The 15,336-nt window shown below is 74.3% G+C and carries 18 protein-coding genes; 10 read left to right on the forward strand and 8 right to left on the reverse strand.

Annotation, left to right across the window (positions count from 1 at the left end):
• Positions 1-30 precede the first annotated feature (30 nt).
• Together AB5970_RS03980 and AB5970_RS03985 are read right to left on the reverse strand one after the other, a co-directional pair.
• Positions 31-990: a metallophosphoesterase gene (locus AB5970_RS03980; RefSeq protein WP_370502611.1), complete on the reverse strand. Its 960-nt coding sequence runs from the start codon at positions 988-990 to the stop codon at positions 31-33.
• Positions 990-3,443 carry a penicillin-binding protein gene (locus tag AB5970_RS03985; RefSeq protein WP_370502612.1) on the reverse strand — a complete coding sequence of 818 codons (2,454 nt, stop codon included), beginning with the start codon at positions 3,441-3,443 and terminating at the stop codon, positions 990-992. The genes AB5970_RS03980 and AB5970_RS03985 overlap by 1 nt, the downstream gene beginning before the upstream one ends.
• 234 nt (positions 3,444-3,677) lie before the next feature.
• Here AB5970_RS03985 and AB5970_RS03990 point away from each other — a divergent pair, with 234 nt between their 5' ends.
• From AB5970_RS03990 to AB5970_RS04000, 3 genes are read left to right on the forward strand one after another with little or no spacing between them, the layout of a single operon-like run.
• The gene (locus AB5970_RS03990; protein WP_370502613.1) at positions 3,678-3,971 is read left to right on the forward strand and encodes a WhiB family transcriptional regulator; all 294 of its coding nucleotides are present in this window, start codon (positions 3,678-3,680) and stop codon (positions 3,969-3,971) included.
• Positions 3,972-4,013: 42 nt separating this feature from the next.
• On the forward strand, positions 4,014-4,172 hold the full coding sequence (locus AB5970_RS03995) for a DUF4177 domain-containing protein (RefSeq protein ID WP_146847999.1): 159 nt from the start codon (positions 4,014-4,016) through the stop codon (positions 4,170-4,172).
• Positions 4,172-4,666 carry a RidA family protein gene (locus AB5970_RS04000; RefSeq protein ID WP_370502614.1) on the forward strand — a complete coding sequence of 165 codons (495 nt, stop codon included), beginning with the start codon at positions 4,172-4,174 and terminating at the stop codon, positions 4,664-4,666. Before AB5970_RS03995 ends, AB5970_RS04000 begins: the two co-directional genes overlap by 1 nt.
• 58 nt (positions 4,667-4,724) lie before the next feature.
• On the opposite strand, the gene AB5970_RS04005 is transcribed toward AB5970_RS04000, so the two are convergent.
• Positions 4,725-5,402 (reverse strand): Crp/Fnr family transcriptional regulator, encoded by a 678-nt coding sequence (locus AB5970_RS04005; RefSeq protein ID WP_208212822.1) that lies wholly within the window; start codon positions 5,400-5,402, stop codon positions 4,725-4,727.
• A 131-nt stretch (positions 5,403-5,533) separates the two neighbouring features.
• Positions 5,534-5,950, reverse strand: coding sequence for a hypothetical protein (locus tag AB5970_RS04010; RefSeq protein ID WP_370502615.1), 417 nt, complete (start codon positions 5,948-5,950; stop codon positions 5,534-5,536).
• A 195-nt stretch (positions 5,951-6,145) separates the two neighbouring features.
• Here AB5970_RS04010 and nth point away from each other — a divergent pair, with 195 nt between their 5' ends.
• On the forward strand, positions 6,146-6,844 hold the full coding sequence (gene nth / locus AB5970_RS04015; protein ID WP_370502616.1) for an endonuclease III: 699 nt from the start codon (positions 6,146-6,148) through the stop codon (positions 6,842-6,844).
• Between the two features lie 9 nt (positions 6,845-6,853).
• On the opposite strand, the gene AB5970_RS04020 is transcribed toward nth, so the two are convergent.
• The 3 genes from AB5970_RS04020 to AB5970_RS04030 form a co-directional block, all read right to left on the reverse strand.
• Positions 6,854-7,786, reverse strand: coding sequence for an alpha/beta fold hydrolase (locus tag AB5970_RS04020; RefSeq protein WP_370502617.1), 933 nt, complete (start codon positions 7,784-7,786; stop codon positions 6,854-6,856).
• An 11-nt stretch (positions 7,787-7,797) separates the two neighbouring features.
• Positions 7,798-9,078, reverse strand: coding sequence for a Na+/H+ antiporter NhaA (nhaA, locus tag AB5970_RS04025; protein ID WP_370502618.1), 1,281 nt, complete (start codon positions 9,076-9,078; stop codon positions 7,798-7,800).
• Between the two features lie 70 nt (positions 9,079-9,148).
• Positions 9,149-9,877: a winged helix-turn-helix transcriptional regulator gene (locus AB5970_RS04030; protein WP_370502619.1), complete on the reverse strand. Its 729-nt coding sequence runs from the start codon at positions 9,875-9,877 to the stop codon at positions 9,149-9,151.
• A gap of 233 nt (positions 9,878-10,110) precedes the next feature.
• Here AB5970_RS04030 and AB5970_RS04035 point away from each other — a divergent pair, with 233 nt between their 5' ends.
• The 3 genes from AB5970_RS04035 to AB5970_RS04045 all read left to right on the forward strand — a co-directional run bounded on the left by AB5970_RS04035 (position 10,111) and on the right by AB5970_RS04045 (position 11,857).
• Positions 10,111-10,845, forward strand: a complete 735-nt coding sequence (locus AB5970_RS04035; RefSeq protein ID WP_370502620.1) for a hypothetical protein — start codon at positions 10,111-10,113, stop codon at positions 10,843-10,845.
• Positions 10,845-11,306, forward strand: coding sequence for a thioredoxin family protein (locus AB5970_RS04040; RefSeq protein ID WP_370502621.1), 462 nt, complete (start codon positions 10,845-10,847; stop codon positions 11,304-11,306). The genes AB5970_RS04035 and AB5970_RS04040 overlap by 1 nt, the downstream gene beginning before the upstream one ends.
• 92 nt (positions 11,307-11,398) lie before the next feature.
• Positions 11,399-11,857 (forward strand): DUF4395 domain-containing protein, encoded by a 459-nt coding sequence (locus AB5970_RS04045; RefSeq protein ID WP_370502622.1) that lies wholly within the window; start codon positions 11,399-11,401, stop codon positions 11,855-11,857.
• Here AB5970_RS04045 and AB5970_RS04050 read toward each other — a convergent pair.
• A complete protein-coding gene (locus AB5970_RS04050) occupies positions 11,854-12,225 on the reverse strand; it encodes a DsrE family protein (RefSeq protein WP_370502623.1) in 372 nt (123 codons plus the stop codon). The genes AB5970_RS04045 and AB5970_RS04050 overlap by 4 nt on opposite strands.
• Positions 12,226-12,403: 178 nt before the next feature.
• Between AB5970_RS04050 and AB5970_RS04055 the strand changes: the two genes are divergently transcribed.
• Genes AB5970_RS04055 through AB5970_RS04065 form a run of 3 tightly spaced genes read left to right on the forward strand, consistent with a single transcriptional unit; the run spans position 12,404 to position 15,269 of the window.
• Entirely contained in the window at positions 12,404-12,985 is a 582-nt protein-coding gene (locus AB5970_RS04055) for an FABP family protein (protein WP_370502624.1), read from the forward strand.
• Entirely contained in the window at positions 12,985-14,172 is a 1,188-nt protein-coding gene (locus AB5970_RS04060; RefSeq protein WP_370502625.1) for a YgfZ/GcvT domain-containing protein, read from the forward strand. Before AB5970_RS04055 ends, AB5970_RS04060 begins: the two co-directional genes overlap by 1 nt.
• Entirely contained in the window at positions 14,169-15,269 is a 1,101-nt protein-coding gene (locus AB5970_RS04065) for an FUSC family protein (protein ID WP_370502626.1), read from the forward strand. The genes AB5970_RS04060 and AB5970_RS04065 overlap by 4 nt, the downstream gene beginning before the upstream one ends.
• Positions 15,270-15,336: the final 67 nt, after the last annotated feature.

The following is a 15,336-nucleotide window of genomic DNA, read 5'->3' on the forward strand; positions in this document are numbered from 1 at the left end:
GCCGACGACCACCGCGGACACGAAACTGGATCAGGCCGCCACGAGCGTGAGGAGCGTCGCTTCCGGCCGGCACGCGAACCGCACCGGCGCGTAGGGCGAGGTGCCGAGCCCCGCGGACACGTGCATCCAGGTCGAGCCGGCGCCGCCGGGCTGGTCCGGACGCGGCCCCGGCCAGCCGTGCAGCCCCTTGGCGCGGCGGGTGTCGAGGTCGCAGTTGGTCACCAGCGCGCCCCAGAACGGGAGCGCCAGCTGCCCGCCGTGCGTGTGCCCGGCGATCGCCAGGTCGACGTCGTCCGCGTGCATGGCGTCGAGCACGCGGCGGTAGGGCGCGTGCGTGATGCCCAGGTGCAGGTCCACCGGCGTCGAGCCCGTGCGGGCGTCGTCGTCGCCGCCCGCCTCCGGGAAGCGGTCGCGGTCGAGGTGCGCGTCGTCGGTGCCGACGAGGGACAGCACGCGGCCGTCGACCTTGATCACGTCCCGGCGGTTGGTGAGGTCGATCCAGCCGGCCGACCGGAACCGTGCCGTCAGCTCGCGCCAGGGCAGCTCCGGCGGCTGGACCGGGTGCGTCCGGCGTGCGTCGGGCAGCAGGTACCGCGCGGGGTTCTTGGGCATCGGGGCGACGTAGTCGTTGGAGCCCAGCACGAACGCGCCGGGCACCGCGAGGTGCGGCTCCAGGGCCTCGAGCAGGGCGGGCATGGCGTCGAGGTGCGCCCAGTTGTCGCCCGTGTCGACCACCAGGTGCGGGTCCAGCGACGCCAGGTCGCGCACCCAGTCGACCTTCCTGCGCTGGCCCGGCGTCAGGTGCAGGTCCGACAGGTGCAGGATCCGCAGGGGGTCCTGGCCGGTCGGCAGCACCGGGACGGTGACCTCGCGCAGCGTGTACCAGCGCACCTCGACCAGCGAGGCGTACGCGAGCGCGCCGGCACCGGCCAGCGCGAGGGCGCCGGCGGCGCGTGCGAGAGAGTGCGCGGCCGAGGTGTCGTCACCCATCAGGGGTTGCCGCCGCCGCCACCGCCGCCGCCGCGGCCGTTCCCATTGCCCGGGCTGCCCGGCCCCGGGCCCGGTCCGGGCTGGTTCGGGTCGACCTGAGCGGCGGGCTGGCCGTTGGACAGCGTGAGGACGACGGCCGTCCCGCGCGTGGCGCTGCCCGACGGGCTCTGCGACACGACGGTGCCCGCGGGGTAGCCGGACGGCACCTGGGTCGGGTCGATGGCCACGTTGAACCCGGCGCCCTTGAGCACGGCGCGGGCGTCGCCCTCGGACTTGCCGACGACGGACGGGACCGGGATCTTCTCGCCGAAGACCAGCTTGTTGTCCGGAGCGGCGAAGTCGGGGTTGGCCGCGCCGCTCAGCGCCTGGACCGAGAACCGCTTCCAGGTGGGTGCAGCGATCGTCGACCCGAAGGTGAACTTGACGTACTTGCCGTTGATCGTGAGTCGCTGGACGGGCTGGAAGCCCTCCTTGTAGCCCACCCACACGGCGGTCGCCAGCAGCGGGGTGTAGCCGACGAACCACGTCTCCTCGTTGTGGCTCGTGGTGCCCGTCTTGCCGGCGGACGGGAACGGCGGGGCGCCGACCGACTCGGCGGTGCCCTTCCACACGTTGCTCAGCGCGAAGTTGATCGTGTTGGCGTACTTGGGCTCGATCGCGGCGTGGCAGTTGGCCGCCGGGATGGGCAGCTCGGCGCCGTCGGCGTTCTTGACGCTGGTGATGGCGATCGGGGTGCAGTACGTGCCGCCCGACGCGAACGTGGCGAACGCCGCGGCCATCGACATGGGGGCGACCGAGTCGCTGCCGATCACGTTCGACGGGTTGACGGACGGCGTCGTCGTGCCGTCCTTCTTCGCCTTGGCCGTGTGCATCCCGAGGTCCTCGGCGCCCTTCATGATGTTGCACATGTCGAGCTGGCTGGCCATGGTCAGGTAGGCGAGGTTGACCGAGTTCATCGTGGCGTTGAGCACGGTCATCATGCCGGCGCCGCCCTCGGAGTTCCCCACGGGCCAGGGCTTGTTCGGGCCCTTCTGGCCGCACGTGGTGAACATGTTCTCGTTCAGGGTGCGCTCGGTGCCGTTGACCTGCTCGTACAGGCTGTGGCCCTGCTTGAGCCACTCGAGCAGGGTGAACGGCTTGAACGTCGACCCCGGCGCGAAGCCCCCGGATCCGCCGTACGCGGCGTCGGTGTTGAAGTTGACCGACTCCTCGCGCGTGCCGGGCGCCGCGGCCGCCGCGTAGATGCGGTTCTGCGCCATCGTGAGGATCTTGCCGGTGCCCGGCTCGACGGTGACGATCGAGCTGGCCACGCCCGAGGGGTCGTCCACCGGGATGCCGTTCTTCACCTCGGTGTCCGCGAGCGTCTGCAGCCGCGGGTCCAGCGTGGTGGTGATCGTCAGGCCGCCGCGGTAGAGGAGGGCGATGCGCTCGGCCTTGGTCGCGCCGAAGGCGGGGTCGTTGGCGATGACCTTGGTGACGTAGTCGCAGAAGTAGCCCGAGCCCGCGATGACGTCGCCGGCCGCCGCGCAGCCCTGCTTGAGCGGGTGCACGTTGAGCGTCGAGGCCAGGGGCGTCGCCCGGCCGGCCTCGTACTCGGCGTTGGTGATGAACTTCTGCTGGTTCATCAGCAGCAGCACGCGGTTGCGGCGCTCCTGCGAGGCGTCCGGGTGCAGCACCGGGTCCCACTTGGACGGGCTCTGCGTGATGCCCGCGATCGTGGCGGCCTCGAGGTAGTTGAGGTCCTTGGCCGGCTTGCCGAAGTAGTACTGTGCCGCCGACTCCGCGCCGTAGACCGACGCCCCGAACGGCGCGATGTTGAGGTACTTCTCGAGGATCTGGTCCTTGGTGTCGCGCTTCTCGAGCGCGATGGCGAGCTTGGCCTCGCGCAGCTTGCGCGCGTAGCCCTCGGTGCCGCTGGCGCCGCGGGCGGCCTGCAGCGCGGCGAGCCGCTCGGCCTCGGTGTCCTTGGAGAGCGCCTCGTCGATGAGGACGTTCTTGATGTACTGCTGGGTGAGCGTCGAGGCGCCCTCCTGGCCGCCGCTGTCGTCCGTCTGGTTCCGCACGAACGCGCGCAGCATGCCCGTGGGGTCGACGCCCGCGTGCTGGTAGAACCGCTTGTCCTCGGTCGCGATCACCGCGTGCTGCAGCAGGGGCGAGATCTCCGTCAGCGGCACGACGACGCGGTTCTGCACGAAGAACGTCGCGAGCAGCTGCCCGTCGGCGGCGCGGATCTCCGACTTCTCCGGCAGGGTCGCCTCGTTGAGCTCGGTGGGCAGGTCGTCGAAGGCGGTGACCGTCAGGTCGGTCACGCCGTTGGCGGCGGCGACTCCGGGCAGGACGAGTCCGGCGGCGAGCACCCCGCCGACCCCGGCGACGAGCGCGAAGGACAGCAAGAGGGCCAACGCCTGGAAGACGTTGACCTGTCGGCCGCGCTGGCGCGCAGGGTTCGGCATGCCGTCAGGGTAGTCGGCCGGTCTGTCCGCGCTCCTCCGGAACGGGGGTCGACGCCGCGACCTGCACGGGACCTGCACATGCGTGCCTGCACCCGTTCTGACTCGGTCAAGCGTCCATCTGACGATATGACCCGAACGGAGTCTCGCCAGAGTGCCTGTTCGACCGCTAGTTTCCCGGCAGGACTCGGGTGCGGTTGCCACGGCACGCCCCCGTCGGCGTGCTCGGGAGGATGCGTGACCACACTCGTGCAGGACGCGCACTGGACCGCGCTCGCGGCGTGCGGGACGGGCAAGCTCGCGCCCGACGCGCTCTTCGTCGAGGGCGCCGCCCAGCGTGAGGCCCGCGCGGTGTGCACCGGCTGCCCCGTGCGGCTCGCCTGCCTGGCCGACGCGCTCGACAACCGCATGGACTTCGGGGTCTGGGGCGGGATGACCGAGCGGGAGCGGCGCGCGCTGCTCCGGCGCCGGCCCGAGGTGCGGTCGTGGCGCGCCGAGCTGGTCGGATCGGACGTCGTCGACGGGGTGTGAGAGCGCTCCGACCGGTGCAGCGCCCCCGCTAGGGTGGCCTGCATGGCTACGACGTGGGAATACGCGACGATTCCGCTCATCATTCACGCCACCAAGGCGATCCTCGACCAGTGGGGTGCTGACGGCTGGGAGCTGGTCCAGGTGATCCAGGGACCCGACGCCGGCCTGGTGGCCTACCTCAAGCGGCCCAAGGAGTCCTGATGGGTGCCGCTGCCCGGCTCGCCGAGCTCGGGCTCGAGCTGCCCGAGGTCGCCCTGCCCCTCGCGGCCTACGTGCCCGCCGTGCGGTCCGGGGCGTACGTGTACACGTCGGGCCAGCTGCCCTTCGTCGCGGGAGCCCTGCCCGCCACGGGCAAGGTCGGCGTCGGCGTGGGCCTGGTCGCCCCCGAGGACGCCGCCGGCTACGCCCGGATCTCGGCGCTGAACGCCCTCGCGGCCGTCGCCGCGGTGGTCGCGGCCGAGGGAGGCCCGTCGGGCGCCGACGCACTCGACCGGATCGTGCACGTGACCAAGGTTGTCGGCTTCGTCGCCAGCGACCCCGCGTTCACGGGTCAGCCGGCCGTGCTCAACGGCGCCAGCCTGCTGCTGCACGAGGTGCTCGGCGACGCGGGCGTGCACGCGCGGTCCGCCGTGGGCGTCGCGGTGCTGCCGATGGACTCGCCGGTCGAGGTCGAGATCGTCGTCGAGCTGCGCTGAGGCGTCGGGCCGCGCTGAAGCGTCGGGCCGTGCTGGGTGCCGCGCGGGAGCGCGGGCCTCAGCGGGCCCGGCGCTCCAGCCGCTCGACGTCCAGCAGCACGACCGCGCGGCCCTCGCGGCGCACCCAGCCGCGGGCGGCGAAGTCGGCGAGCGCCTTGTTCACGGTCTCCCGCGAGGCGCCGACGAGCTGTGCGAGCTCCTCCTGCGTGAGGTCGTGCGCGACGCGGATGCCCTCGTCCACCTTCTCCCCGAAGCGGGTCGACAGGTCGAGCAGCGCCTTGGCGACGCGACCGGGGACGTCCGAGAACACCAGGTCCGCGAGCGCCTCGTTGGTGCGGCGCAGCCGGCGGGCGAGCGCCTGGAGCAGGTGCTGCGCGACCGTGGGCTTGTCCTGGAGCCAGCGGATGAGGTCGCCGTGGCCGAGCTCGAGCACGACGGCGTCGGCGACGACCGTCGCGGTCGCGGTGCGGGGGCCGGGGTCGAACAGGCTCAGCTCGCCGAACATCTCGCCCGGGCCGAGGACGGCCAGCAGGTTCTCGCGTCCGTCGTTGGAGCGCCGACCGAGCTTGATCTTGCCCTCGCGCACGACGTAGAGCCGGTCGCCCGGCTCGCCCTCGTGGAACAGGGCGTCGCCACGGGCGACGTCGATCGCCTTCATCGTCGCGACGAGCGCCTCGGACGCCTCCGGGTCGAGCCCGGCGAACAGCGGCGCCGACAGCACGATGTCGTCCTCCACGGGGACACCTCACCTTCCTGGCCGCGCGCTGCCCGGATCGTCCCGGTGGCGGCATCGTTCACAACAGTGTTCCGGTGGGCCGGCCGCTGGTCAGCGGCCTGATCCGACCTCAGTCTGCCCCATGGAGGCCCTCATACGCGGCCCAGCGGCTCGCGCAGGCCCACGACGACCACCTCAGGGTTCGCGGCCAGGCGCGCGATCAGGCGGTCGGTGGCGCGTGCGAGCGCCGCCTCGACGCCCGCGGCGTATGTCGAGAGCTGGGCGTCGAGCGCCCGCAGCTCGTGCAGCCGGTCGACGTCGGCCACGCCGTCGGTGCCTCCGAGCACCGCCGCGAGCGCGGCCGGGCGCGGCACCTCGACCCCGACCTCCAGCGGCAGCTGGAACGCGACGTCCTCGCCGAGCGTCTGCGGCCGTGCCGCCTGGGCGACCGCGAGGTCGAGGCGGGCCCTCACCAGCCGGCGCCACCAGGTGACGCGGGCGTGCTCGGCGCGCAGCGCGCGCCGGTCGAGACGAAGATCGCTGACCCGTTGTTCGACGGGTGGCGTCATGGACCAGGCCCTCCTCAGACGGGCACCTCAGAGTGGAACTGTGTGTGGTTTCGGCCCGGTACGGTCCGACCTTGAGGGTGGGTACCTGTGTCTGCCACGGGAATCACTCCAAGGGAGCAACGGGGCGCGACGGGTGCGCGGCGGGACGACGTCGCAGGTCAGAGCCATGTGGGTGACGGGCCGTACGCTGCCGCTGTGACAGCCCCCGACGTGGAGTCCGACCTCGCGCGCACCCGCCGCGCGCGCCGCATCGACCGCGCGCTGGCGGTCCGCTACCCCGACGCCCGCTGCGAGCTCGACTTCACGTCGCCGTTCGAGCTGCTGGTGGCCACCGTGCTCTCGGCGCAGACCACGGACGTGCGCGTGAACCTCACGACGCCGATCCTGTTCGCCCGGTACCCCGACGCCGCGGCCCTGGCGGGGGCCAACCCGGAGGAGCTCGAGGAGATCCTGCGGCCCACCGGGTTCTTCCGCGCCAAGGCCCGGTCGGTCATGGGGCTCTCGCGGGAGCTGGTCGAGCGGTTCGGCGGAGAGGTGCCGGGGCGCATGGCCGACCTGGTGACGCTGCCCGGGGTCGGGCGCAAGACCGCGAACGTGGTGCTGGGCAACGCGTTCGGCGTGCCGGGGATCACCACGGACACCCACGTCATGCGCCTGTCGAAGCGGCTCGGCTACACCGCGAGCGACGACCCGCTGGTGGTGGAGAAGGAGCTGGACGCCCTGATCCCGCGCAAGGACTGGACCATGGCCTCCCACCGGCTGATCTTCCACGGCCGGCGCACCTGCTTCGCCCGCCGGCCGGCATGCGGGGCGTGCCCGGTCGCGGCGATGTGCCCGTCGGCCGGTATCGGGGAGCTCGACCCCGCCAAGGCCGCCGCGATGGTCAAGGCGTAGGGCCCGCGGTCAGACCGGAGCGACCGTCCGCAACCACGTCAGCAGCAGGTCGTTGACCCGGTCGGGCGCTTCCTCGGCCAGGTAGTGGCCCGCGGACGGCAGCAGCTCGAACTGGTAGCGCGGGCCCACCAGGGCCGCGGTGTCGCGGGACAGCGCCGCGTGGGACGGCGGCCGCAGCCCGTCGCGGCCGCCGTGCAGCTGGAGCACCGGCAGCGGCCGGGTCTCCTCGAGGGCCGCGTGGTAGCGGCGCCCGTCCAGCCGGGGCATCGAGCGGACCAGCCACCGCAGCTGCTCCATCTGGCTGTGCGCCGCGAAGGGCACGCGGGCGGCGGACCGGTACGTGGCCTCGGCGTCGGCGTCGAGCCAGCCGGGCGCGCCGCCCCACTCGCGCAGCAGCCGCGACACCAGGTCGCCCGCCATGAGCGCGTTCTCGGGGAACGACGGCAGCTGGACGAAGGCGAGCCGCCGGACGGCGGACGGTCGCACGGCCGCCCGGGGGTGGCCGCGAGTGTCCAGCGGGTGCGGGGCGGCCAGCGGGGCGACCGCCCGCACGCGCTCGGGGTGCAGGCCGGCCATCGCCCAGGCGATCTCGCCGCCCGTGCCGCTGCCCACCACCACCGCGTCGGCCGCGCCGAGCGACTGGATGACGCCGGCCACGTCGGCGGCCAGCGTCGGGACGTCGTACCCCTGCGGCGGCTTGTCCGAGCCGCCGGTGCCGCGCACGTCCATGGCCGCGACCCGGTAGCCCGCGTCGGCCAGCACCGGGAGCTGGTGGCGCCACGCCCACCAGAACTCGGGGATGCCGTGCAGCAGCACGACGAGCGGGGCGTCGCGGTCGTCGGGACCGGCGACGGCTACGTGGAACCGTGCGCCGTTCGCGGCCACGAACCGGTGCTCCCAGGGGCCGTCGATGAGGAGCGAGGCGGAGTCGACGGTGCTCATCGGTGCCGAACCTACCCGGTCCCGGGACCGTCGGGGACGGGTCCGCCCGTCGCGCGTGCGTGATGACGGTCCCGCTGGTATAGCGCCGCGCCGCCCAGGAGGGCCGCGACCAGCGAGGCGACCAGCACGGAGACGACCACGTGCTCGTCGTGCGCGCTGCCGGCCCCGAAGGCCAGCTCGCCCACCAGCAGCGAGACGGTGAACCCGATGCCGCCCAGCAGCCCGACCGCGGCGACGTCCGCCCAGCCGAGCCCGGGTGCCAGCGCGGCGCGCGTGAACCGCGCGACCAGCCAGGTGGCGCCCAGGATGCCCAGGGGCTTGCCGACGACCAGACCGAGCGCGACGCCCTGGGCCACCGGGTCGCGGAACGCGGTCGAGATCGCGCCGGCGGACAGCGTGACCCCGGCCGCGAAGAGCGCGAAGACCGGCACCGCCACACCGGCGGACACGGGCCGCCAGGCGTGCTCCCACCGCTCGGCCAGCGACTCCTCCGGCGTCGCCGAGAGCCGCAGGGCCCGGCGCGTCGCCTCCGGGGTGGCGGGCACGACGAGGCCCAGCGCCACGCCGGCGATCGTCGCGTGCACCCCCGACGCGTGCACGGCGGCCCACGCGACCAGCCCGAGCGGCACCAGCAGCCACCCGCTCACCCACCCGCGCCGGATCGCCAGCGCGAACACGGCGACCACCGCGACGCCCGCGCCGAGCCAGAGCGCCGAGACGGTCTCGGTGTAGACGACCCCGATGACGACGATCGCCAGCAGGTCGTCCACCACCGCGAGCGTGAGCAGGAAGGCGCGCAGCGCGTTGGGCAGGCTGCGGCCGACGATGGCCAGCACCGAGACCGCGAACGCGATGTCGGTGGCCGTCGGCACGGCCCACCCGCGCGCCACGCCGTCGGCGGCGGTCAGGTTGACGGCCAGGTAGAGGAGCGCCGGCACGAGCATGCCGCCGACCGCCGCGACCACCGGGACGACCGCCGTGCGCGGCTGCCGCAGCTCGCCGGCGACGATCTCCCGCTTGAGCTCGAGCCCGACGACGAAGAAGAAGATGGCGAGCAGCCCGTCCGTCGCCCAGGCGGCCAGGGTCAGGTCGAGGTGCAGGGCCGCAGGCCCGACCACCGTGCCCGACACCGCGGCGTACGAGGCCGGGACCAGGTTCGCCCAGAGCAGCGCGACGACCGTGCCGGTGAGCAGCAGGGCGCCGCCGACGCGCTCCTCGCGCAGCGTGTCGAGCAGGTTGCGCTCGGAGCCCGGAGAGAGGGCAGCGAAGAGGCGGCTGGCGGGTGTGGGCACGGGCACCTCCGGGCAGGCGGGTGGGACGTGCCGACCAGGCTTCCCGGCTCACCGAGGCCCAGGCTAGCGGCTACGCCTCCGCGGGCTCGGGGACCTCGTTGCGCCCGTCGACCGCGCTGCGGCGGTCCTTCGGCGGGTCGAAGCGGTAGCCGACGTTGCGGACCGTGCCGATGAGCTGCTCGTGCTCGGGGCCGAGCTTGGCGCGGAGGCGTCGCACGTGCACGTCGACCGTCCGGGTGCCCCCGTAGTAGTCGTAGCCCCAGACCTCCTGCAGAAGCTGGGCGCGGGTGAACACGCGACCCGGGTGCTGGACCAGGTACTTGAGGAGCTCGAACTCCTTGTAGGTGAGGTCGAGCGGCCGGCCACGCAGCCGGGCCGTGTAGCCGCCGGCGTCGATGGTGAGCTCGCCGGACGAGATCTCCTGCGGGGAGTCGTCGTACCCCGCCGTGGCCGCGCGCTCCATGACGAGCCGGAACCGCGTCTCGACCTCGGCCGGGTTCGCCGTCTCCAGGATGATGTCGTCCGCGCCCCACTCGGCCGTGACGACGGTGAGGCCGCCCTCGGTCAGCACGAGGATGAGCGGGACCGTCAGACCGGTCGCGCGGAGCAGCCGGCAGGTGGTGCGCGCGGTGACCAGGTCGCGGCGCGCGTCGAGCACGACGATGTCCGCGTCCGGTGCATCCACGAGAGCCGACGGTTCGACGGGGAGCACACGAACGCGGTGGGACAGCAGACCGAGGGCCGGGAGCACCTGGGCGGAGCCCCCGGACGCTGGAGTGAGCAGCAGCAGATCTGCCACCTGGAACCTCCCCGCGTGCGAGTGGGGGCCACGGTACCGCGCGTCCCGCCCAGGTCGCGCCCGCATGTCGAGGGATGGCGTGGCGTCCCCCACACGGGTCACCCGTCACGCGGGGGAAATCGCGGCGGGATGCGACAATCGGCGGCGTGCTCCTCCCCTCCCTGCAGGCCGGCCGCCGCCGCGCGCGCTCGACGCGACGCCTCGTGACGCCGGTCGCGGGACGGTAGGACGCCATGCAGCTCGCCACCAGAGCGGTCGTCACGGCCGCGCTCGCCGCCGTCGTGGCCGTCGCCGGCTACCTCGGCGGCCTGCCGCTGAGCATCGTCGCCGCGGTGCTCGCGGTCGTGTTCGCGCTCGGCTGGCCCTCGCTCGCCGGGCTGCCCTTCGTGGCCGGCTCGGCCGCGGTGGTCGCCCTCGGGGGGGTCGGCGCGGTCGCCGTCGTGCACCTCACCACCACCCAGCCGTTCCTGCGGTATCTGCCCGTGGTGTTCGCGGCGTCGATCCTGCTCGCGTTCGTCAACGAGCTGCTGCGCCGCGACGGGCGCGCGCGGCTGGTCGAGTCCGTGTCGGGGACGGTCGCCGGGACCCTCGTGGCGGTCGCCGTCGCGGGATGGGTCGCGATCGGCCGCACGCCCGGGGGCGAGCCCCTCGTGGTCGTCGGCGCGCTGGCGCTCGCGGTGGGCTCGGCCGTGGTCGCACTGCACCTCACGCCGTGGATCGGCTCGCTGGTCACGGCCGGCGCAGCAGCCGGCGCCGGCGCCCTGGGCGGCCTGCTGCTGCCGGGCATCGACCCGCTGGCCGGCGCGCTGCTCGGGCTCGCGGTCGGCATCCTCGTCGCCACGCTGCACGCGCTGTTCGACCAGCTGCCGTCGCTCGAGCGCCGTTGGCCCTCGCTCGCCGCGGTGACGCTGCCCGTGACGGTGACGGGGATCCTCGTGTACGTCGTCGGCCGCGTGCTGGTGGGTTGATGGACCGCCTCCTGCTGGTCGTCGCCGTCCTGGCCGTCGCCACGGCGCTCGGCCTGTGGTGGCGCGCCCGCAACGGCCGCTACACCGCGGTCGACCCCGCGCTGCTGGCGTCCGCGCCCGACGACGGGGCCGACGACACGCGCCTGACCGCCGCGCAGCTGGGTGCCCCGCTGGGGGCACGGGCGACGTTCGTGCAGTTCTCCAGCGAGGTCTGTGCCCCCTGCCGGCGCACCCACGCGGTGCTCGCGCAGCTGGTGACCGAGCACGACGGCCTCTCACACGTCGAGATGGACGTGGTCGAGCACCTCGATCTCGTGCGACGCTTCGACATCATGCGCACCCCGACCACGCTCCTGCTCGACGCCCGTGGCGTCGTGGTCGGCCGCATGTCCGGTGCCACGGACCGTCGCCACGCGCTCAGCGCGCTCGCGTCCTGTCTGGGCGAGGTCCCCGCGGCCTGACGCCGCACCCCTCGGGGTGACCGGCCGGGCGCGCAGCGACCTCGGCCGACGTACCCGACCGCGACCCCCCTGCACCGCCCTGGAGCTCTCCCATGACCACGCCCACGCACACGTCCGCGCCCGCGGGCATCGACCCCCGCGGCCCGCGGTTCGGCGCCGCGCTCACCCTCGTCCTGCTCGTCGCCGTGCTGCTGCTCGGCACCACCCCCGGCGCGTTCGTCGTGCTCGCGGTCGTCGTCGCGAGCTTCGCGCTCGGCGCCTTCGGCGGCGTCGGCCGCACGTGGCAGGGGTGGGTGTTCAAGAAGGTCGTCCGCCCGCGCCTCGCGCCGCCCACCGAGCTCGAGGACCCGCGGCCGCCGACGTTCGCGCAGCTGGTCGGCCTGGTCATCACCGGTGCCGGGCTCGTGATCGGGCTCGCCGGGGTGGCCGTCGCCGTGCCCGTCGCGGCCGCGCTCGCGCTGGTCGCGGCGTTCCTCAACGCGGTGTTCGGCCTGTGCCTCGGCTGCGAGCTCTACCTGCTCGGCGTGCGGCTGCGGAGCGGGACCGCCTAGTAGACGAGCGCCTGCGCGCGCTCCGCCAGCGACTCCTCCACGAACACCGCCGCGCCCGCGATCCGGACGCCGGGCAGCACGTGCTCGGGGCCGATGCCGCGGCGGGCGGCGCACTGCGTGCACACGGTCACGCGCCCGCCCTCGAGCACGGCTGCCAGCAGCTCGGCCAGCGGGGTCGCGTGCTCGAGCACCAGGTCGTCGGCGCGGCCGGGCAGCGCGAACCACGCCGACTCGCCCGTGAGCCACAGGCTCACCTCGGCACCGGCCGCGACGGCCGTGGCGGCCACGGTGAACGCCTGGTTGGTGGCCTCCGGACGGTCGGTGCCGGACGTGGTCTTGATCACGAGGGGGCGTGGCGTGGCGCTCATCGGAACAGGCTAGGGGTCCGCGCTCGTTAGGATCGGCAGCATGACTGCGCTCGAGGGAGTCTTCATCGGCCTGCTGGTCGCGGCGACGCTGACGATCGGCTGGTTCGCCGGCTTCGTCGTCTACCGGCTCTACAAGGGCCAGCGCTGACGTCGTGCCGTGAGCTGAGGGAGGCCCCGTATGCCGTTCGTCCTGCCCGACCCCGAGGGGCTCGCCCCTGAGGTGTACCCGCTGGCCTGGCTGGTGGGCACCTGGCGCGGCGAGGGGGTGGTCGACTACCCCGGCATCGACGAGTCGACCTTCACCCAGGAGATCGTGATCGCCAGCGACGGCGGCCCGTACCTGTCGTACACGTCCACCATCCGGCTGGTCACGGCGCCGGCGGACACGGGTGCGCTGGTCGACGAGCCGCCCGCTCCCGTCTGGCAGACCGAGGCCGGCTACTGGCGCGTCCCGCCCGAGCGGCCCACCGACTGGGGCCTCACCGAGGACCAGCACCCGGTCGAGCTGCTGGTCGCGGACCCGTCCGGGCACGTGGCCGTCTACATCGGGGCCGTCGGCAAGGGGCGCATCGACCTGGTCAGCGACGCGATCGTGCGCACGGCCTCCGGCGCCGACGTGAGCGCCGGCAAGCGCCTGTACGGCCTGGTGAACGGCGAGCTCATGTGGGCCCACGACATCGCCGCGTTCGGGCACCCCATGCAGTCCTACGCCTCGGGCCGCCTCGCGCGGGCCGAGGCCCTCACCGACGACGAGGCCTGATGACCACCGACGCACCCGTCGAGACCCCGGCCGCCCACGGCGAGCCGCCGCGGCACAGCAGCCCCCTGCTCGCCCGGCACGGCGCGGTGCGGGCGTCGGGTCCCGACGACGGGGTCGCCTGGCACTACGGCGACCCGACCGCCGAGCAGCGCGCGCTGTCACGGGGCGGTGCCGTGGTCGACCAGTCGTACCTCGGCGTCGTCACCGTTGCGGGTCCCGACCGGCTGAGCTGGCTGAACTCGATCACGTCGCAGGAGCTCACCACCCTGGCGCCGCGCACGTCGACCGAGCTGCTGGTGCTCAGCCCCCAGGGGCACGTCGAGCACGCCGCGGGCGTGGTCGACGACGGCGAGACCACCTGGCTGCTCACCGAGACGCCGATCGGCCTGGCCGCCTGGCTCAACCGCATGAAGTTCATGCTGCGGGTCGAGATCGCCGACGTGACCGACGACTGGGCGGCCATCGGTGAGCCGGTCGACGCCGAGGGCGCGGCCGACGAGCCCGTGACCTGGCGCGACCCGTGGCCCACCACGGCGGCCGGCGGCACGCGCTACGGACCGGCCGACGCCGAGCACCCCGGCGCCGACCGCGCCTGGCGGCTGGTGCTCGTGCCCCGCGACCGGCTGGTCGAGGAGGTGCGCGCGCGGGAGGCCTCGGGCTGGCCGCTCGTCGGCACCTGGGCCAGCGAGGCCGCGCGCGTCGAGGCCTGGCGCCCGCGGGCGTCGCACGAGGTCGACCACCGGACCATCCCGCACGAGCTCGACTGGCTGCGCACCGCCGTGCACATGAACAAGGGCTGCTACCGCGGGCAGGAGACGGTCGCGCGCGTGCACAACCTGGGCCGGCCGCCGCGGCGGCTCGTCCTGCTGCACCTCGACGGGTCGGGGCACCTGCTGCCCGAGCCCGGCGCCGCGGTGCACGACGTGGTGAAGACCGACAGCTCGCAGGAGCCGGGCCGCGTGGTCGGGCAGGTCACCACGATCGCGCGGCACCACGAGCTGGGTCCGGTCGCGCTCGCCGTGGTCAAGCGGTCGACGCCCGCGGACGTGGAGCTCGTGGTCGACTGCGAGGGCGGTGCGGTCGCGGCCGGGCAGGAGACGATCGTGCCCGGCGACGGGGTGTCCGTGGACCGCCCGGCAGCCCGCGGCCCCCTGACCCGCGGCCTGGGGCAGCACCCGAGCCTGTGACCGCCGCCGACTCGCGTGCGCGCGTGGTCGTCGACGCGCGGGTCCGGCAGGGCTGGACCCGGGTCCGGGCCGCCTGGTTCCCCATCCTGCAGGCGTCCGTGGCCGCGGCGATCGCGTTCGCGATCGCCCGGTACGCGGTGGGTCACCCGTTCCCGTTCTTCGCGCCCGTCTGCGCGTGGATCGCGCTCGGGTTCACCACCGACCGGTCCGTGCGGCGGGTGGCCGAGCTGGCCGTCGGCGTGGCGATCGGGGTGGCGCTGGGGGACCTGCTGGTGCACCTCATCGGCAACGGTGCCTGGCAGGTGGCCGTGGTGCTCTTCCTCGCGGCGATCATCGCGCGGTTCATCGACCGCGGGCAGATGCTCACCACGCAGGCGGGCGTGCAGGCGCTGGTGATCGTCGGGCTGCCCGCGATCTCGGCCAGCGGCGGCCCGGTCGGGCGGTGGATCGACGCCGCGATCGGCGGCGCCGTGGCCCTCGCTGTCGCGCTGCTGACCCCGCGCGACCCGCGGCGCCACCTGCGCACGCTCGCGCACGCCGCCGTCGAGGAGCTCGCCGCCATGCTGCGCGTGCTCGGCCGGGGGCTGCGGTCGGGCTCGACGGCCGACGTGCAGGACGCCCTGGTCCGCGGCCGCGCCTCGCAGCCGGCCCTCGACGAGTGGAGCGATACCGCGACGAACGCGAGCGAGCTCGCGCGCGTGTCCCCGGCCCTGCGCAAGTACCGGGACGAGCTGGCGGGGCTGGGCGGGACGGCGGTGCTGGTCGACCGGGCGATGCGCAACGCCCGCGTGCTGGCCCGCCGCTGCCGCTCCGCGGTCGACGCGCAGACGCACGACATGACGACGGTCGCCGACCAGGTCGACGCGACCGCGCGGGCCACCGAGGAGCTGGCCGCGGCCCTCGGCTCCGGGCGCGACCCGGAGCGGGCGCGGTCGCAGCTGCTCGCCGTGTCGCACGCGCTCGACCCGTTCGAGCTGGCCGCCCGCGACTGGCAGGTGCAGAGCCTCGTGCTGCTGCACCGGTCGCTCGTTGTCGACCTGCTCGAGGCGTCCGGCGTCTCCCCGAGCGACGCGCGCGAGTCGCTGCCCGAGATCTGAGCACCCCACACCGGCCCGCCGTCGCTGCACGGATGGATGCATCGGACGCGGCGTTCCGCCCGCCTTT

The organism is Cellulomonas sp. ICMP 17802 (assembly GCF_041295535.1).
In the GTDB taxonomy this organism is placed as follows: Bacteria; Actinomycetota; Actinomycetes; order Actinomycetales; family Cellulomonadaceae; genus Cellulomonas.